This is a genomic window from Intestinimonas massiliensis (ex Afouda et al. 2020), assembly GCF_900626285.1.
GTDB classification, from domain to species: domain Bacteria; phylum Bacillota; class Clostridia; order Oscillospirales; family Oscillospiraceae; genus Flavonifractor; species Flavonifractor massiliensis_A.
On record NZ_LR131147.1, the window covers coordinates 51,063 to 65,215 of the forward strand.

Consider the following 14,153-nt stretch of genomic DNA (forward strand, 5'->3'; position numbering starts at 1 on the left):
CGGATCTTCCGGAGGATCTGGGCAAAGAAGCAAAGAGAGGGTATCATCATGTACGAAGACAAGACTCTGGTATGTAAGGAATGTGGCCAGGAGTTCGTGTTCACCGCCGGTGAGCAGGAGTTCTACGCTGAGCGTGGCTTCCAGAACGAGCCCCAGCGCTGCAAGGCTTGCCGTGACGCCCGCAAGGCCGCTTCCCGCGGTCCCCGCGAGTACTTCACCGCTACTTGCGCTGCCTGCGGCGGCGAGGCCAAGGTTCCCTTCGAGCCCAAGTCCGACCGTCCTGTGTACTGCAGCGACTGCTTCGCCCGTATGCGCGGCGAGCAGCACTAAGCCACACACGAAAGGGCGCCCATCCGGGCGCCCTTTTTGTTTGCGGAAATCGCAACAATCTCTTGCCAAACTGCGGAAAATAGGATATACTACCGATATCCTAGAAATTTGGAGGTATTACCCCATGGCTCAGATTACCAAAGATACCATCATCGGCGACATCCTGGACATCGCCCCTGAGACGGCTCCCATCTTCCTGTCCATCGGCATGCACTGCCTGGGCTGCCCCTCTTCCCGCGGCGAGACCGTGGAGGAAGCCTGCATGGTGCACGGCGTGGATGTGAATGAGCTGCTGGCCAAGATCAACGCCAGCGTGGGCGCTGCCCAGTAAAAACGCAATAAAAAAGGAGCGGTCATGCCGCTCCTTTTTTATCAGGAGGTGGTATCGATGCGGACCATGGAGCTGTCCCCGCGGCTGAGGTCGGTGGCGAACCTGGTGCCCCAGGGGGCGCGGCTGGCCGATATCGGGACGGATCACGCCTATCTGCCCACATGGCTTATCCTGCACGGCGTGATCGACCGGGCCATTGCCGCTGATCTGCGGGAGGGACCGTTGGAACGGGCCAGGCTGACAGCGGAGAAATACGGCCTCAGCGGGCATATGAGCTTCCGGCTGTGCGACGGCCTGGCCGGTGTAGGAGAAGATGAGGCGGATGTGGTCGCCATTGCCGGTATGGGCGGGGAGACCATCGCGGAGATCCTGTCGGCAGCGCCCTGGACGAAAGCGGAAGGCAAGCTGCTGCTGCTCCAGCCCATGAGTGCCCAGCCTGAGCTGCGCCGCTGGCTGTGGGAACAGGGCTATAGCATCCGGCGGGAGGTGCTGAGCAAGGAAGGGGAGACCCTCTATGTCACCTTCCTGGTGAATGCCGGCCAGATGGATAAGCTGACCGCTGGAGAGCTGTGGGCGGGCCGCCAGCAGGCGGGGGAGGACGCGCCCCTGCGGGGAGAATATCTGGACCGGCTGATCGCCCAGACCGGCCGGGCACTGGAGGGCCTGCGGCGCTCCACCCGGGCAGCTGACAGCGGGCGTTTGGCGGAGATGGAGCAGGTCCATCAGGACCTGCTCCGGTTGAAGGAGGAGTGGTCGACATGGCAACAGTAAGAGAGATCTATCAATATCTGGATGGGCTGGCGCCCTTTTCTCTGCAGATGGACTTTGACAACGCCGGATTTCTGGTGGGCAGGGGAGACCGGCAGGTGGACAAGCTGCTGGTGAGCCTGGACATCACCGAGGAGGTGGCGGCAGAGGCCCATGAGCTGGGCTGTCAGCTCATCGTCTCCCACCACCCGGTGATCTTCTTCCCGGCCAAGTCCATTACCGACGGCGATCCCACCGGGCGGACCCTGCTGGCCCTGGCGGAGCATCAGATCGCCGCCATCTGTGCCCACACCAATCTGGACGCGGTACACGGCGGCGTCAACGACGCCCTGGCCCAGAAGCTGAACCTGACCCAGATTGAGCAGCTGAAGCAGGACGGGGTGGATGCCTCCGGCCGTCCCTACGGCATCGGCCGGGTGGGCAACACCACCGGTATTCCCATGTACGCCCCCGCCTTTGCCGCTTTCGTGAAAGAGGCCCTGGGAGCCAATGGGGTGCGTTACGTGGATGCCCGCCGTCCGGTGCGCCGGGTGGCGGTGGGCGGCGGCGCCTGTGCCGACATGCTGAAGGACGCCCTGGCCATGGGTTGCGATACCTTTGTCACTGCCGACGTGAAGTATAACGGTTTCCTGGACGCCAAGGCTCTGGGGGTCAACCTCATCGACGCCGGCCATTATCCCACCGAGCAGGTGGTGGTGCCGGTGCTGGCCAAGTGGCTGGCCTCCGGCTTCCCCAAGGTGGAGATTTTGACCACACAGCGGCATAAAGAGGCGTTTTCCTATCTGTGAGGGGTTGCCAAGCGGAAGTAAACGTGATAAACTAGATGCGCTGATTTTCGACGAGGAAGGGAACGAGTACCAATGTCAGGACATTCCAAGTGGCATAATATCCAGAAGACCAAGGGCGCGGCGGACGCCAAGCGCTCCCAGATTTTCACCAAGATCGCCCGCGAGATGATCGTGGCCGTCAAGACCGGCGGCAGCGGCGACCCCAACAATAACTCCCGTCTGGCCACCGTCATCGCCAAGGCCAAGGCGGCCAATATGCCCAACGACAACATCAAGCGCACCATCGACAAGGCGCTGGGCTCCGGCAATGCCGACGCTTACGAGAACGTGACCTACGAGGGCTACGGCCCCTCCGGTGTGGCCGTCATCGTGGACGCCCTCACCGACAACCGCAACCGCACCGCTCCCGAGGTGCGCCACCTGCTGGACAAGTACGGCAAGGGCCTGGGCGCCACCGGCTGCGTGTCCTGGTCCTTTGACCGCAAGGGCGTCATCGTCATTGAGAAGGAAGACCTGGACGAGGATACCGTCATGATGGACGCGCTGGACTGCGGCGCCGACGATATGCAGGTGGAGGACGAGGTGTTCGAGGTCTACACCGATCCCGACTCCTTCGGCACCGTGCTGGCCGCCATGGAGGAGAAGGGCTATACCTTCGTCCAGGCCGCCGTGGAAATGGTGCCCCAGAACTATGTCAAGCTGGAAAATGAGGAAGACATCAAGAACATGGAGAAGCTCATTGACCTGCTGGAGGACAACGACGACGTGCAGAACGTCTGGCACAACTGGGATCAGGGCTGAGTTGACGCAAAAAAGGAGCCTGCCGCATGCGCGGCAGGCTCCTTTTGCCCTACGGCACATACTCAAAATGCCGGTACAGCCACTTGCCCGCCTTGCTGCCCAATACCAGGCCAATAGGCAGGATGAGAACGACAAAGGGCAGGATCACCATCAGCGGGTTCCAGGCGGCAATCGAGAAGAGCGCGGAGACATTGGACCCGCAGTCGATCAAGTAAACATACAGCCGCCATGCCACACAGACAAACAGGATCATGCTCACGGTCTCTATGATGGAGGCCCAGTTCAGCCGGGAGATCGGTCTCTGGTCCGCTTTGGGCAGGGGAGCATCCCTCACCTCCTGCTCCAGCAGAGCGGCGTAGTCCTCCAGCCCGTCGGCCTGAGCGGTGTCGGTGCGGCTCAGCCGCTCATAGGATTCGATGGCTTCCCGCAGCCGCTGCCGCAGGGCAAAGGCAGCGCCGGGTGCGTTCTTTTGGAAATCCTGGACCATAGAGCGGATCTCTTCAAGGGTAAAGCCCGCCTTCCGCAAAACTGCAATGGCCCGGAGCCGGTCCACGTCGGCAGGGGAGAAGTCCAGCCAGGTGCGCCCGCCCCGACGCTGGGATTGGGGAATCACCAGTTGTTCCTGCACATAAAACCGCACCGCCCGCTCGGTAAGCCCGGTGGCTGTGCAGACCTCTTTCATCTTCATGGATACGCCTCCTTTGCTGAAAAAAGTGTACCATCTGACGTAAGGGAAGTGTCAAGAGCCTTTCTGACAACAGGCAAAAAATACGGCCCGGAGCGCTGTGCTCCGGGCCGTCGTATCTGCAAGTAAGCCTGTAAGCCGGGTTCTGTCATTTAAGACAGCCATCTATCTCGACGCACCGTCGCCGGTACGCTCAAGCCGCCTCCTCGGGACGGCCGGGCCAGCCTCATGTCCCTCCACGGCGTTGCTCCGGATAGAGTTTACAGCGATGGACGCTTGGCACGCCATCGGGTGAGCTCTTACCTCGCCTTTCCACCTTGACCGGCCAAAGACCGGCAGACTATTTCTGTTGCACTTTTCCTGGGGTCGCCCCCGGCGGGTGTTACCCGTTATCCTTGCCCTGTGGAGCCCGGACTTTCCTCACCTACGGGCCTTTCGTCCCGCAGGCGCGGCTGTCCAGCTTGCTTGCGTAGGGTATTTTACCGTATTCCGCCCCGGTTGTCAAATCAAAAGCCGCTTTGGATTGAATTTCAGTGCCAAGTAAGATATAATAATTTGGTTAAACTATGAAAAGGGAGGAACTGCCATGAATCGTTCCACCATACAGGAATATCTGGCGGGATTGAAGGGCAAGCGGGTGGCCGTCATCGGCATCGGCGTGTCCAACACCCCACTGATCAAAATGCTGCTGCGGGCAGGAGTGAAGGTCACTGCCTGCGACAAGAAGCCCAAGGAATCCTTTGCCGGACTGGCGGAGGAGTTGGAGAGCCTGGGAGCCCAGCTCAAGCTGGGCCCGGACTACCTGAAGGATCTGGACTTTGAGGTCATTTTCCGCACGCCTGGCATGCGGCCCGATCTGCCGGAACTGATAGAGGCTCTTCAGCGGGGGGCCATCCTCACCTCCGAAATGGAAGTGTTCTTCCAGGTCTGCCCCTGCAAAATCATCGCGGTGACGGGCAGCGACGGCAAGACCACAACCACTACCATCATTGCCGAACTGCTGAAGGCGGCGGGCCAGACAGTATACGTAGGCGGCAATATCGGCAAGCCTCTGCTGCCCGACGTGGACGGCATGGAGCCGGGGGATATCGCGGTGCTGGAGCTGTCCTCCTTCCAGCTGATGACGATGGACCGCAGCCCGGACATCGCCGTGGTCACCAACCTGGCGCCCAACCACCTGGACGTGCACAAGTCCATGGAGGAGTATGTGGACGCCAAGAAGAACATCTTCCTCCACCAGGGGCCGGACGGTCTGCTGGTACTGAACCAGGACAACGAGATCACCCGGAGCTTTGCTCCTGAGGCGCCGGGCCATGTAACCTTCTTCAGCCGCCGTCAGGAGCTGGAAAAGGGCGTGTTCCTCAAGGACGGGGTCATCTGGGTACGCAACGCCATGCATGAGCGGCCCGTTTTGCCGGTGGCCGATATTCTGCTGCCCGGCGATCACAACGTGGAGAACTACATGGCCGCCATCGCCGCCCTGGACGGACTGATCCCCGACCAGGTGATCCGGGAGTTCGCGGCGAAATTTGCCGGGGTGGAGCACCGGATCGAGCTGGTACGCACACTGAACGGCGTGAAGTATTATAATGACTCCATTGCCTCCAGTCCCTCCCGTACCATCGCCGGTCTGCGCTCCTTCCAGCAGAAGGTTATCCTGATCGCCGGCGGCTATGATAAGCATATCCCCTTTGACGTGCTGGGGCCTGAGGTCACAGCACATGTAAAGGAACTGTTCCTGACGGGCGCCACTTCCGATAAGATCCGTACCGCCGTGGAAAGTGCTCCCGAATATGACCCGGAGAAGCTCCCCATCACCGTGATCGACGACTTTGAAGAGGCGGTGCTGGCGGCCCATTGGGCGGCCAAACCCGGCGATGTGGTGATTTTGTCCCCCGCCTGCGCATCCTTTGACAAATTCAAGAACTTTATGGAGCGGGGAGCCGCCTTCAAGAAGATTGTCTATGGCCTGTCGTAACAGTGTGAAGGAGTGAACCTTTTGTTGGATAGTAAAAAGGTCCTGGAGGAGCTGTGCGGGTGCACAGCTCCCTCCGGGTTTGAAGGGCCGGCGGTTGAAATCGCCGCCCGGTTGCTGAAACCTTTGGTGGATGAGCTTCAGGTGGACCGGATGGGAAATCTGATCGGCGTCCGCCGCTGTGGTCAGCCCAATGCCAGGAAGCTGCTGCTGGATGCCCACCTGGATGAGATCGGTCTGCTGGTCACCGGTGTGGAAGAGGGCTTCCTGCGTTTCCGCTCCATTGGCGGAGTAGACCCCCGAATGCTGCCCGGCCGGGAGGTGTGGGTCCTGACCCAGCCGCCCATTCCCGGCATTGTGGCTTGCCAGCCTCCCCATCTCCATGACGGAGAGACGGAAAACAAATCCATTCCGCTGTCCGACCTGCGCATCGACGTGGGCCTGTCCCAGGAGCAGGCGGAGGAGAAAATCCCGGTGGGTACACCGGTGGTGTACCGGGGCAGCTGCTTCTCTCTGGGGAAAGAGCAGATGTGCGGCAAGGCCATGGACGACCGTTCCTGCTTCACGGTGCTGCTGCGGGCTATGGAGCTGCTGGCGGACAAGAAGCTGGATGTTGACGTATATGTTATGGGCTCCACCCGGGAGGAGGTTTCCGGGGTGGGTGCCACCGTGGGCACCTGGTCGGTACAGCCCGACTGCTGTGTGGCGGTGGATGTGACCCACGGCCGCACGCCTGACGGCCCTGCTGATAAAACATTTACCTTGGGCGGCGGTCCGGCCATCGGCGTGGGTCCCAATATGACCCGCTGGATGACCGGACGTATGCTGGACAAGGCGCGGGAAAGGGAGATCCCTTACCAGCAGGAGATCATGTCCGGCCACACCGGCACCAACGGCTGGGAGATGCAGATCAGCCGGGAGGGCGTGGCCACTTCGGTGCTCTCTCTGCCCCTGAAATACATGCACACTCCCATTGAGACGCTGTCTCTCAGCGATCTGGAGCAGACTGCCCAGCTGCTGGCGGCGTTTACCGAGGATTTGGGAAAGGAGTGGCCGCTGTGAAGGATCTGGTTATGAAGCTGAGTGCCCTCAGCGGCGTATCCAGCTGGGAGGACGAGGTGCGGGACTTTTTGAAAGAGGAGGCCGCGCCCTATGCCCAGGATATCCGCACCGACGCGCTGGGCAATCTGATCGTGTTCAAGAAGGGCGCAAAGGCGGCGGGGAACAAGCTGCTGCTGTGTGCCCATATGGATGAGGTAGGCCTGATGATCCGCCATATTACGGATGACGGCTATCTGAAGTTCGACACTGTGGGATCCATTGACCGGCGGGTGCTGCTGGGCAAGCCGGTGCTGGTGGGGCCTGACCGCCTGCCCGGCGTCATTGGCCTGAAGGCCTACCATCTGGTGAGCCGGGATGAGGAGAAGAATGTCCCCAAGCTGGATGACTATTATATTGATATCGGCGCCAAGAACAGGGAAGAGGCCGAAAAACTGGTCAGCCTGGGGGATGTGGCGGTCTTTACCACCCGGCCTGAGCTTTTTGGTGATGGTTTACTGAAAGGCAAGGCTCTGGACGACCGGATCGGCTGCGCGGTGCTGCTTACCTTGCTGAAAGAGGACCTGCCCATGGACTGTACCTTCGTCTTTACCGCCCAGGAGGAGGTAGGTACTCGCGGCGCCTTCGGTGCGGCATTTTCCATAACGCCTGAACTGGCCTTGGTCATTGAGGGGACTACCGCCGCCGACCTGCCGGACAGCGCGCCCCATCAGAAGGTGTGTGCCCTGGGCAAGGGTGCGGTGCTTACCTTCATGGACCGGGGTTCCATTGCCGACCGGGGGCTGTTTGAGCGGCTCCGGACCCTGGCAGAGGAGAACAGGATCCCCTGGCAGCTCAAGCAGTTTGTATCCGGCTCCAACGATGCCGCTGCATTCCAGCGCACCAAGGCCGGTGTGCGTACTGCGGTGCTCTCTGCGCCGGTACGCTATGCCCACGCCCCCGCCAGTCTGGCCTGCGTCAGCGATCTGGACGCGGTGCTGAATCTGGCAAGAGCGCTGATCCACGATGTGGCCAAGGAGGTTTAAGAAATGGATATTTTAGCGACACTGCAGGCGCTGAACGCCTGTCACGGTCCCTCTGGCGATGAGAGCCAGGTGGCCCAGACCCTTGAGAAGCTGGCCGCTCCCTTTGTGGACGAGGTTACCACCGATACGCTTGGCAACCTGATCTGCCATAAGAAAGGGAACGGCAAGAAGGTCATGTTTGCCGCCCACATGGACTCCATCGGCTTTATCGTCACCCATATCGACGAGAAGGGCTTCCTGCGCTTTGGTCGTATCGGCGGCCTGTCCGCCCATGAAGTGCTGGGTACACCTGTTCGCTTCAAGAGCGGAGTGCGGGGTGTGGTGGCCTGCCCGGGCAAGACCGATCCCAAGGAGATGAAGCTGGACGACCTCTATCTGGACATCGGCGCCAGAGACGAGGCGGAGGCAAAAGCCATGGTCCAGGTAGGGGATACCGCTGTCTATAATACCTCTGCTTTCGTAAATGGCTCCCGGATCGTCTCTCCCTACCTGGACGACCGCATCGCCTGTGTGGTGCTGCTGATGGCAATGGAGCAGCTGAAAGAGACGGAAAACGATCTCTACTTTGTTTTTACCGTTCAGGAGGAGGTTGGTATCCGGGGCGCCCGCACGGCCGCCTACGGTATTGATCCGGACTACGGCATCGCCGTGGACGTCACCGATTCCGACGACATTCCCGATGCCCCCCACGAGTGCTCCAGTGTGGCGGGGAAGGGTGCCGCTATCAAGGTGATGGACAGCTCCGTCATCTGCCACCCTGCCGTAGTGGCTAAGTTGGAGGCTCTGGCCAAGGAACAGGGAATCGCTGCCCAGAAGGATATCCTGAAGGCGGGCGGCACCGACGCCGGGGCCATCCACCAGACCCGGGCTGGCGTCTATACCGGCGGCATCTCCATCCCCACCCGGTATATCCATATGCCCCAGGAGATGGCCGACCTGGACGATATCAAAGCCTGCGCCGACCTGGCAGCAGCCTTTGCCCAGGCCAAGCTGGACTGAGAAATATAGAGATATCAAGAAGGTTAAAGGAATATGTCTTTACAGATAAGTGATAAAGTAAAAGCTCTGGCGGCCCAGGCTCAGGCTGACATCCGGGATCAGTTTGAGCGAATTGACGCCATCGCGGAGGAGAATACCGCCAAGGTTCTGGCCGCGTTCCAGAAACATCGGGTGTCCGAGGGCCACTTTGCCGGTACCACCGGCTATGGCTATGACGATCTGGGCCGTGATACCCTGGACCTGATCTTTGCGGACCTGTTCCACACCGAGGACGCCCTGGTGCGGGTGCAGTTTGTCAACGGTACCCACGCTATCTCCTGCGCCCTGTTCGGGGCGCTGAAGCCGGGGGATGTGCTGGTGTCCGCCGTGGGCGCCCCCTATGACACCATGCTGGGTGTGATTGGTGTGGTGGACAAGGGCCCCGGTTCCCTGAAAAGCTACGGAATCGAGTGCAGGCAAGTAGAACTGGTTAACAATGCTCCGGACCCCGTGGGACTGGCGGAGGCGGTAAAGGACCCCCGGGTAAAGGCCGTGCTCATCCAGCGCTCCCGTGGCTACGCCACCCGAGACTCCCTGTCCGTGGCCAAGATCGGGGAACTGGCCAAGGTGGTCAAGGACAACAACCCCAACGCCGCGGTGCTGGTCGACAACTGCTACGGCGAATTTGTAGAGACCATTGAGCCCACCCAGGTGGGGGCTGATCTGGTGGTGGGCTCCCTCATCAAAAATCCCGGCGGCGGTCTGGCCCCTACCGGCGGCTATATCGCCGGACGGCACGACCTGGTGGAGGGAGCCGCCATGCGGCTTACCACTCCTGGGATCGGGAAGGAGTGCGGCTCCACCTTTGGCAGCAACCGCAGCCTCTATCAAGGACTTTTCCTTGCCCCCCATACCACCGCCCAGGCGGTGAAAACGGCGGTCTTTGCCGCCCGGATGATGGAGCTGCTGGGCTATCGGGTGGATCCGGCCTCTGACGCGGTGCGCCACGACATCATCCAGATGATCCATTTCGGTGCGCCCGATCCCCTGAAGAAGTTCTGCAAGGGTATCCAGTTCGGCGCGCCGGTGGATTCCTACGTGACCCCGGAGCCCTGGGACATGCCGGGCTATGACTGCCAGGTCATTATGGCTGCCGGCGCCTTTATTCAGGGCGCCTCCATCGAGCTGTCCTGTGACGCCCCCATGCGGGAGCCCTACACCGCCTATCTCCAGGGCGGCCTGACCTATGAGAGCGGCAAGGCGGGAGTTATGCTGGCAGTGGAGGAGCTGCTGAGCACCCAGGCATAAGGGCAAGCACCTTTCGCATAGCCTCCCACAGGAGGTGAGGCTATGACCAGGCCCAGATACCGTCCCTGGCTCCGTATGCCGCGGGCCGGACGCCGGGTTCCGCCTGTCAGGCGGGGCAGAGGCTTGCTGCTGTCTGCCCTGCTGGGGGTAGGACTGGCTCTGCTGGTCATCGCCGCTCTGGACAGCGCTCTGCGGCCGGTGGTCACCACACTGGCTCAGGCCAGGACGGAAAACGTGGTTACCGGCATCATCAATGATGCGGTCATGGAGACCCTGTCGGCGGACGCGGTGGCCTATCAGGATCTGGTTACCCTGGAGCGGGACAGCAGCGGTCAGGTGGCACTTCTCTCCACCAATTCCGCCAAACTGAACGCCCTGCGTACCCGGATCCTGCAAACGGTGCTGGAGAAAGTGGATTCCCTGACCAGTGAAGATCTGGGTATCCCCCTGGGCAGTATCACCGGACTGTCTACCGCCTCCGACTGGGGGCCGGACCTGCCGGTGCAGGTACTGGCTGCCGCCACACCCACGGCGGAGTTCCGGAATGTGTTTACCTCGGCTGGTATCAATCAGACCCTTCATCAGATCATGCTGGATGTAGAAGTGGAGATCACCCTTCTTATCCCCGGCGGAAAGACGGAAACCCGGGTGGATGCCGCCGTATGTGTGGCGGAGACCTTGCTGATGGGCCAGGTGCCGGACACCTATCTGGGATTGCCGGCCGCCGGCTCGTAAGAAAATCACAAGGAATTTATAAGAGAAGGCGCAGATACCTTTCTTTTCTTTCTGGTACAATGAGGGAAAAGGAGGGACGTGCAATGGATACGCTGCTCTGGTATTTGGACATTACGCTGGACTATATTGCCGAAATGCTGCCCTGCATGGTGATTGGAGGGGCTGTGTTTCTGCTGCTGCTGCCCAAGCGTCGGAAGAAACTGCGCCAAAAGCATCTGACAAGCGGCAGGATCCGCGAAGCAGCATTGTTCCTCTTTGTCCTGTTCTGCGCAGGTCTGGCAGCGCTCACCGTATTCCCGTCCGGCTTCTGGACCCCGCAGCATTGGCAAAATGCGATTTCCGGGATGGAACCGCTGTGGCCATTGATCCCGCTGTCTCAGTCTGTCCCCAATATCCAATGGATGCCTACCCTGTTTCGGAGCGACATCAGCCTTGGGGAGTGGGGGCTTTATATGATGGTCGCCAACGCTCTTATTTTTCTGCCGATGGGCTTTTTCCCAAACCTGCTATGGCGCCGTCCCAGGTGGTGGAAAGGGTTGCTGGTGGGGGTTTGCAGCTCCTTGTCCATCGAGTTTTTGCAATTGTTTGCCGGACGGTCTACTGATATTGACGATTTGATTTTGAATAGTTCAGGTGCCTTTCTGGGCGGGCTGTTGGCCCTGATTCTGGGCAAACTGGTACCAAGCCTGAGCCGAAAATTCCAAGTGGAGGTCCGCCATGGACGAGAAACAGGAGATCCAAAGCCTGCGCCGGGAGCTGGAGCAGGCCAACTATGAGTACTATGTATTGGACAATCCCAGTATGTCCGACTATGACTTCGACCACAAGCTCCGCCGCCTGGAGGAACTGGAGGCCAAATATCCGGAGCTGGTGACTCCTGATTCCCCCACCCAGCGGGTGGGCGGAAAAGTGGCCGACGGCTTTTCCGAAGTCCGCCACCGGGTTCCCCTGGAGAGCCTCCAGGATGTATTTTCCGTGGAGGAGCTGGAGGAGTTCGACCAGCGGGTGCGGGATACCCTCGCCCAGGCCGTGGAGTACGATGTGGAACCCAAGGTGGACGGGCTGTCCGTAGCGCTGGAATACGAGAACGGCTTGTTCATCCGCGGTGCCACCCGGGGAGATGGCCAGGTAGGGGAGGACGTAACGGAAAATCTGAAGACCATCCCCTCTATTCCGCTGCGGCTGCCGGAGGCTCTGCCGTCTCTCATCGTCCGGGGCGAAGTCTTTATGCCCAAGAAGCGGTTCGAACAGCTCAATGAGGAGCGGGAACTGCGGGGGGAGTCGCTGTTTGCCAATCCCCGGAACGCGGCAGCAGGTTCCCTGCGCCAGCTGGACCCCAAAATCGCCGCAGCCCGGGGTCTGGACATTCGCGTCTTTAACATCCAGTGGGCGGAGGGCAAGACCTTCACCACTCATACAGAAACCCTGGAGTACCTGCAGCAGCAGCGCTTTAAAGTAATTCCACATGACACCTGTGCCACCATTCAGGAGGCATCGGCCCGCATTGCCGCCATGGGCGATGGGCGGGAGGCATACCCCTTTGATATTGATGGTGCAGTTGTAAAGGTAAATAGCCTTGCAGAGCGGGAGACGCTGGGTTCCACTGCTAAATTCCCCCGCTGGGCCGCCGCCTATAAGTATCCGCCTGAGCAGAAGGAGAGCGTGGTGGAAGACATCGTGGTGCAGGTGGGTAGAACCGGCGTTCTTACGCCCAAGGCAGTTGTAAAGCCTGTTCGCCTTGCAGGAACCACCGTCACCAATGCCACCCTCCACAACCAGGATTTCATCACGGAAAAGGATATCCGCATCGGTGATACCGTGCTGGTACAGAAGGCGGGGGAGATCATCCCGGAGATCGTGTCCGTCCTGAAGGAGAAGCGCCCGGAGGGCACCGTTCCCTACCATCTGCCCGACCACTGTCCGGTGTGCGGCGCCCCGGTGGCCCGGGATGAGGACGGTGCCCATATCCGCTGCACCGGCGCCGAGTGTCCCGCCCAGCGGCTGCGGCATATCGTTCACTTTGCCAGCCGGGACGCCATGGACATTGAGGGCCTGGGTCCCGCTGTGGTGGAGAGCCTGGTGGGCGCCGGTCTGGTGAAAGGTCCCGGCGACCTGTACCAGCTGCGGGCGGCAGACGTAGAGTTGTTGGAGCGGATGGGCAGGAAGAGCGCGGAGAACCTGATAGCCGCCATTGAGAAGTCCAAGTCCGCTGGTCTGGGCCGCCTGCTCTTTGCCTTCGGTATCCGGCAGGTGGGGCAGAAGGCGGGCAGGGTGCTGGCCGCCCGGTTCGGTACACTGGACGCCCTGATGGCGGCCACTGAAGAAGATCTGACCGCCGTACCCGATATCGGCGGGATCACCGCAAAAAGCCTGCTGGACTGGTTTGCCAACGACCAGAGCCGGCATCTGATCCAGGCTTTGCGGGAAGCGGGGGTGTCCTTCGACAGTACAGAGGCTCCGGTAGGGGACAAGCTGGCGGGCAAGACGTTTGTCCTTACCGGCACACTCCCAACCATGGACCGGAAGGAAGCCGCCGCGCTCATCGAAGCCCAGGGCGGCAAGGTGTCCGGCTCGGTTTCCAAAAAGACCAGCTATGTGGTGGCCGGAGAGGCCGCCGGGTCCAAGCTGAAAAAAGCCAATGACTTGGGTATCCCGGTATTGACAGAGGAAGAGCTGATGAAGCTGCTCTCCGACGGAGAATAGAAGGAAACAGGCCCGGAAGCATTCGCTTCCGGGCCTGTTTCCTTCTCAGAATTTCAGCTTGTGCTTTTGCAGTCCGTGCTTGGTACAATAGAGATAGAGGGTGCCGTCCCGCCGGCTGGCGGGGATGCGTACTGCCGGCTCCTGCTCCGGGTAGAGGCGGATAAGCAGTACCCGGTCGTCCTGCACATAGGCGGCAAAGCGCAGAAAATGGTCTTTCTGCATAGGATGGTCCCAGGAAATGTAGTAATCCAGGTCCATTTCCTCCACCTTCAGGTCCAAGGCCTCCGGTTCGGCAGCAGGGGAGAGAGGCTCCAGTTTCCGGCCGCAGCAGAAAATGCCGCAGTTTCCCGTACCTGTCAGCAGATTCCCGCACACCGGACAGACGTAGAAGCGCACCTTGGCCATGTTGCCCGGGTCCGGCCGGTTGGCATTCAGTTCCCCCTGGAGCAGCTTGAGCAGGTCGGCGCCCAACAGGGCAGCCAGTCCCTCCCACAGGGCGGGGTCCGGGCAGCCCTGTCCGCACTCCCACTTGGAGACCGTCTTATGGCTGACGTGGAGCCCATCGGCCAGCTGCTTCTGGGTCAGGTTCCGTTCCCGCCGCAGCTGCCGGATAGACGCCCCGATTTTCATGTAATCCATGTCGTTCACCTCGGGCCTATTATAGAGG

General features: G+C 60.6%; 15 protein-coding genes and 1 other RNA gene. 13 read left to right on the top strand and 3 right to left on the bottom strand.

What is annotated here, in order from left to right; genetic code table 11:
• The first annotated feature begins 48 nt into the window (after window positions 1-48).
• The 5 genes from E0E41_RS00285 (at window position 49) to E0E41_RS00305 (ending at window position 3,018) form a co-directional block, all read left to right on the top strand.
• Window positions 49-330: a zinc-ribbon domain containing protein gene (locus E0E41_RS00285; RefSeq protein WP_087334122.1), complete on the top strand. Its 282-nt coding sequence runs from the start codon at window positions 49-51 to the stop codon at window positions 328-330.
• A 124-nt stretch (window positions 331-454) separates the two neighbouring features.
• Window positions 455-661, top strand: coding sequence for a DUF1858 domain-containing protein (locus E0E41_RS00290; RefSeq protein ID WP_130868238.1), 207 nt, complete (start codon window positions 455-457; stop codon window positions 659-661).
• A 57-nt stretch (window positions 662-718) separates the two neighbouring features.
• Window positions 719-1,432, top strand: coding sequence for a tRNA (adenine(22)-N(1))-methyltransferase (locus E0E41_RS00295; protein WP_130868239.1), 714 nt, complete (start codon window positions 719-721; stop codon window positions 1,430-1,432).
• Complete coding sequence (locus tag E0E41_RS00300) at window positions 1,420-2,217, top strand: Nif3-like dinuclear metal center hexameric protein (RefSeq protein ID WP_130868240.1); 798 nt, start codon at window positions 1,420-1,422, stop codon at window positions 2,215-2,217. The genes E0E41_RS00295 and E0E41_RS00300 overlap by 13 nt, the downstream gene beginning before the upstream one ends.
• A 72-nt stretch (window positions 2,218-2,289) precedes the next feature.
• On the top strand, window positions 2,290-3,018 hold the full coding sequence (locus E0E41_RS00305) for a YebC/PmpR family DNA-binding transcriptional regulator (protein ID WP_130868241.1): 729 nt from the start codon (window positions 2,290-2,292) through the stop codon (window positions 3,016-3,018).
• A 49-nt stretch (window positions 3,019-3,067) separates the two neighbouring features.
• On the opposite strand, the gene E0E41_RS00310 is transcribed toward E0E41_RS00305, so the two are convergent.
• Both E0E41_RS00310 and rnpB read right to left on the bottom strand, forming a co-directional pair.
• Window positions 3,068-3,706, bottom strand: coding sequence for a MerR family transcriptional regulator (locus tag E0E41_RS00310; RefSeq protein ID WP_130868242.1), 639 nt, complete (start codon window positions 3,704-3,706; stop codon window positions 3,068-3,070).
• A 115-nt stretch (window positions 3,707-3,821) separates the two neighbouring features.
• An RNA gene (gene rnpB, locus E0E41_RS00315) (RNase P RNA component class A) lies at window positions 3,822-4,171 on the bottom strand.
• Window positions 4,172-4,289: 118 nt separating this feature from the next.
• Here rnpB and murD point away from each other — a divergent pair.
• The 8 genes from murD to ligA all read left to right on the top strand — a co-directional run bounded on the left by murD (window position 4,290) and on the right by ligA (window position 13,486).
• Window positions 4,290-5,681, top strand: coding sequence for a UDP-N-acetylmuramoyl-L-alanine--D-glutamate ligase (gene murD / locus E0E41_RS00320; RefSeq protein WP_130868243.1), 1,392 nt, complete (start codon window positions 4,290-4,292; stop codon window positions 5,679-5,681).
• A gap of 21 nt (window positions 5,682-5,702) precedes the next feature.
• Window positions 5,703-6,740, top strand: a complete 1,038-nt coding sequence (locus E0E41_RS00325) for a M42 family metallopeptidase (protein ID WP_242623637.1) — start codon at window positions 5,703-5,705, stop codon at window positions 6,738-6,740.
• A complete protein-coding gene (locus E0E41_RS00330) occupies window positions 6,737-7,762 on the top strand; it encodes a M42 family metallopeptidase (protein WP_130868244.1) in 1,026 nt (341 codons plus the stop codon). Before E0E41_RS00325 ends, E0E41_RS00330 begins: the two co-directional genes overlap by 4 nt.
• Window positions 7,763-7,765: 3 nt before the next feature.
• Entirely contained in the window at window positions 7,766-8,761 is a 996-nt protein-coding gene (locus E0E41_RS00335) for a M42 family metallopeptidase (RefSeq protein ID WP_130868245.1), read from the top strand.
• A 33-nt stretch (window positions 8,762-8,794) separates the two neighbouring features.
• A complete protein-coding gene (locus E0E41_RS00340; protein WP_130868246.1) occupies window positions 8,795-10,048 on the top strand; it encodes an aminotransferase class I/II-fold pyridoxal phosphate-dependent enzyme in 1,254 nt (417 codons plus the stop codon).
• Window positions 10,049-10,090: 42 nt separating this feature from the next.
• Window positions 10,091-10,783, top strand: coding sequence for a sporulation protein YunB (gene yunB / locus E0E41_RS00345; RefSeq protein ID WP_130868247.1), 693 nt, complete (start codon window positions 10,091-10,093; stop codon window positions 10,781-10,783).
• Window positions 10,784-10,866: 83 nt separating this feature from the next.
• Entirely contained in the window at window positions 10,867-11,559 is a 693-nt protein-coding gene (locus E0E41_RS00350; protein WP_130868248.1) for a VanZ family protein, read from the top strand.
• Window positions 11,501-13,486 (top strand): NAD-dependent DNA ligase LigA, encoded by a 1,986-nt coding sequence (gene ligA / locus E0E41_RS00355; RefSeq protein ID WP_130868249.1) that lies wholly within the window; start codon window positions 11,501-11,503, stop codon window positions 13,484-13,486. Before E0E41_RS00350 ends, ligA begins: the two co-directional genes overlap by 59 nt.
• A 45-nt stretch (window positions 13,487-13,531) precedes the next feature.
• Here ligA and E0E41_RS00360 read toward each other — a convergent pair whose 3' ends face one another.
• Window positions 13,532-14,125, bottom strand: a complete 594-nt coding sequence (locus tag E0E41_RS00360; protein WP_130868250.1) for a helix-turn-helix domain-containing protein — start codon at window positions 14,123-14,125, stop codon at window positions 13,532-13,534.
• Window positions 14,126-14,153 lie beyond the last annotated feature (28 nt).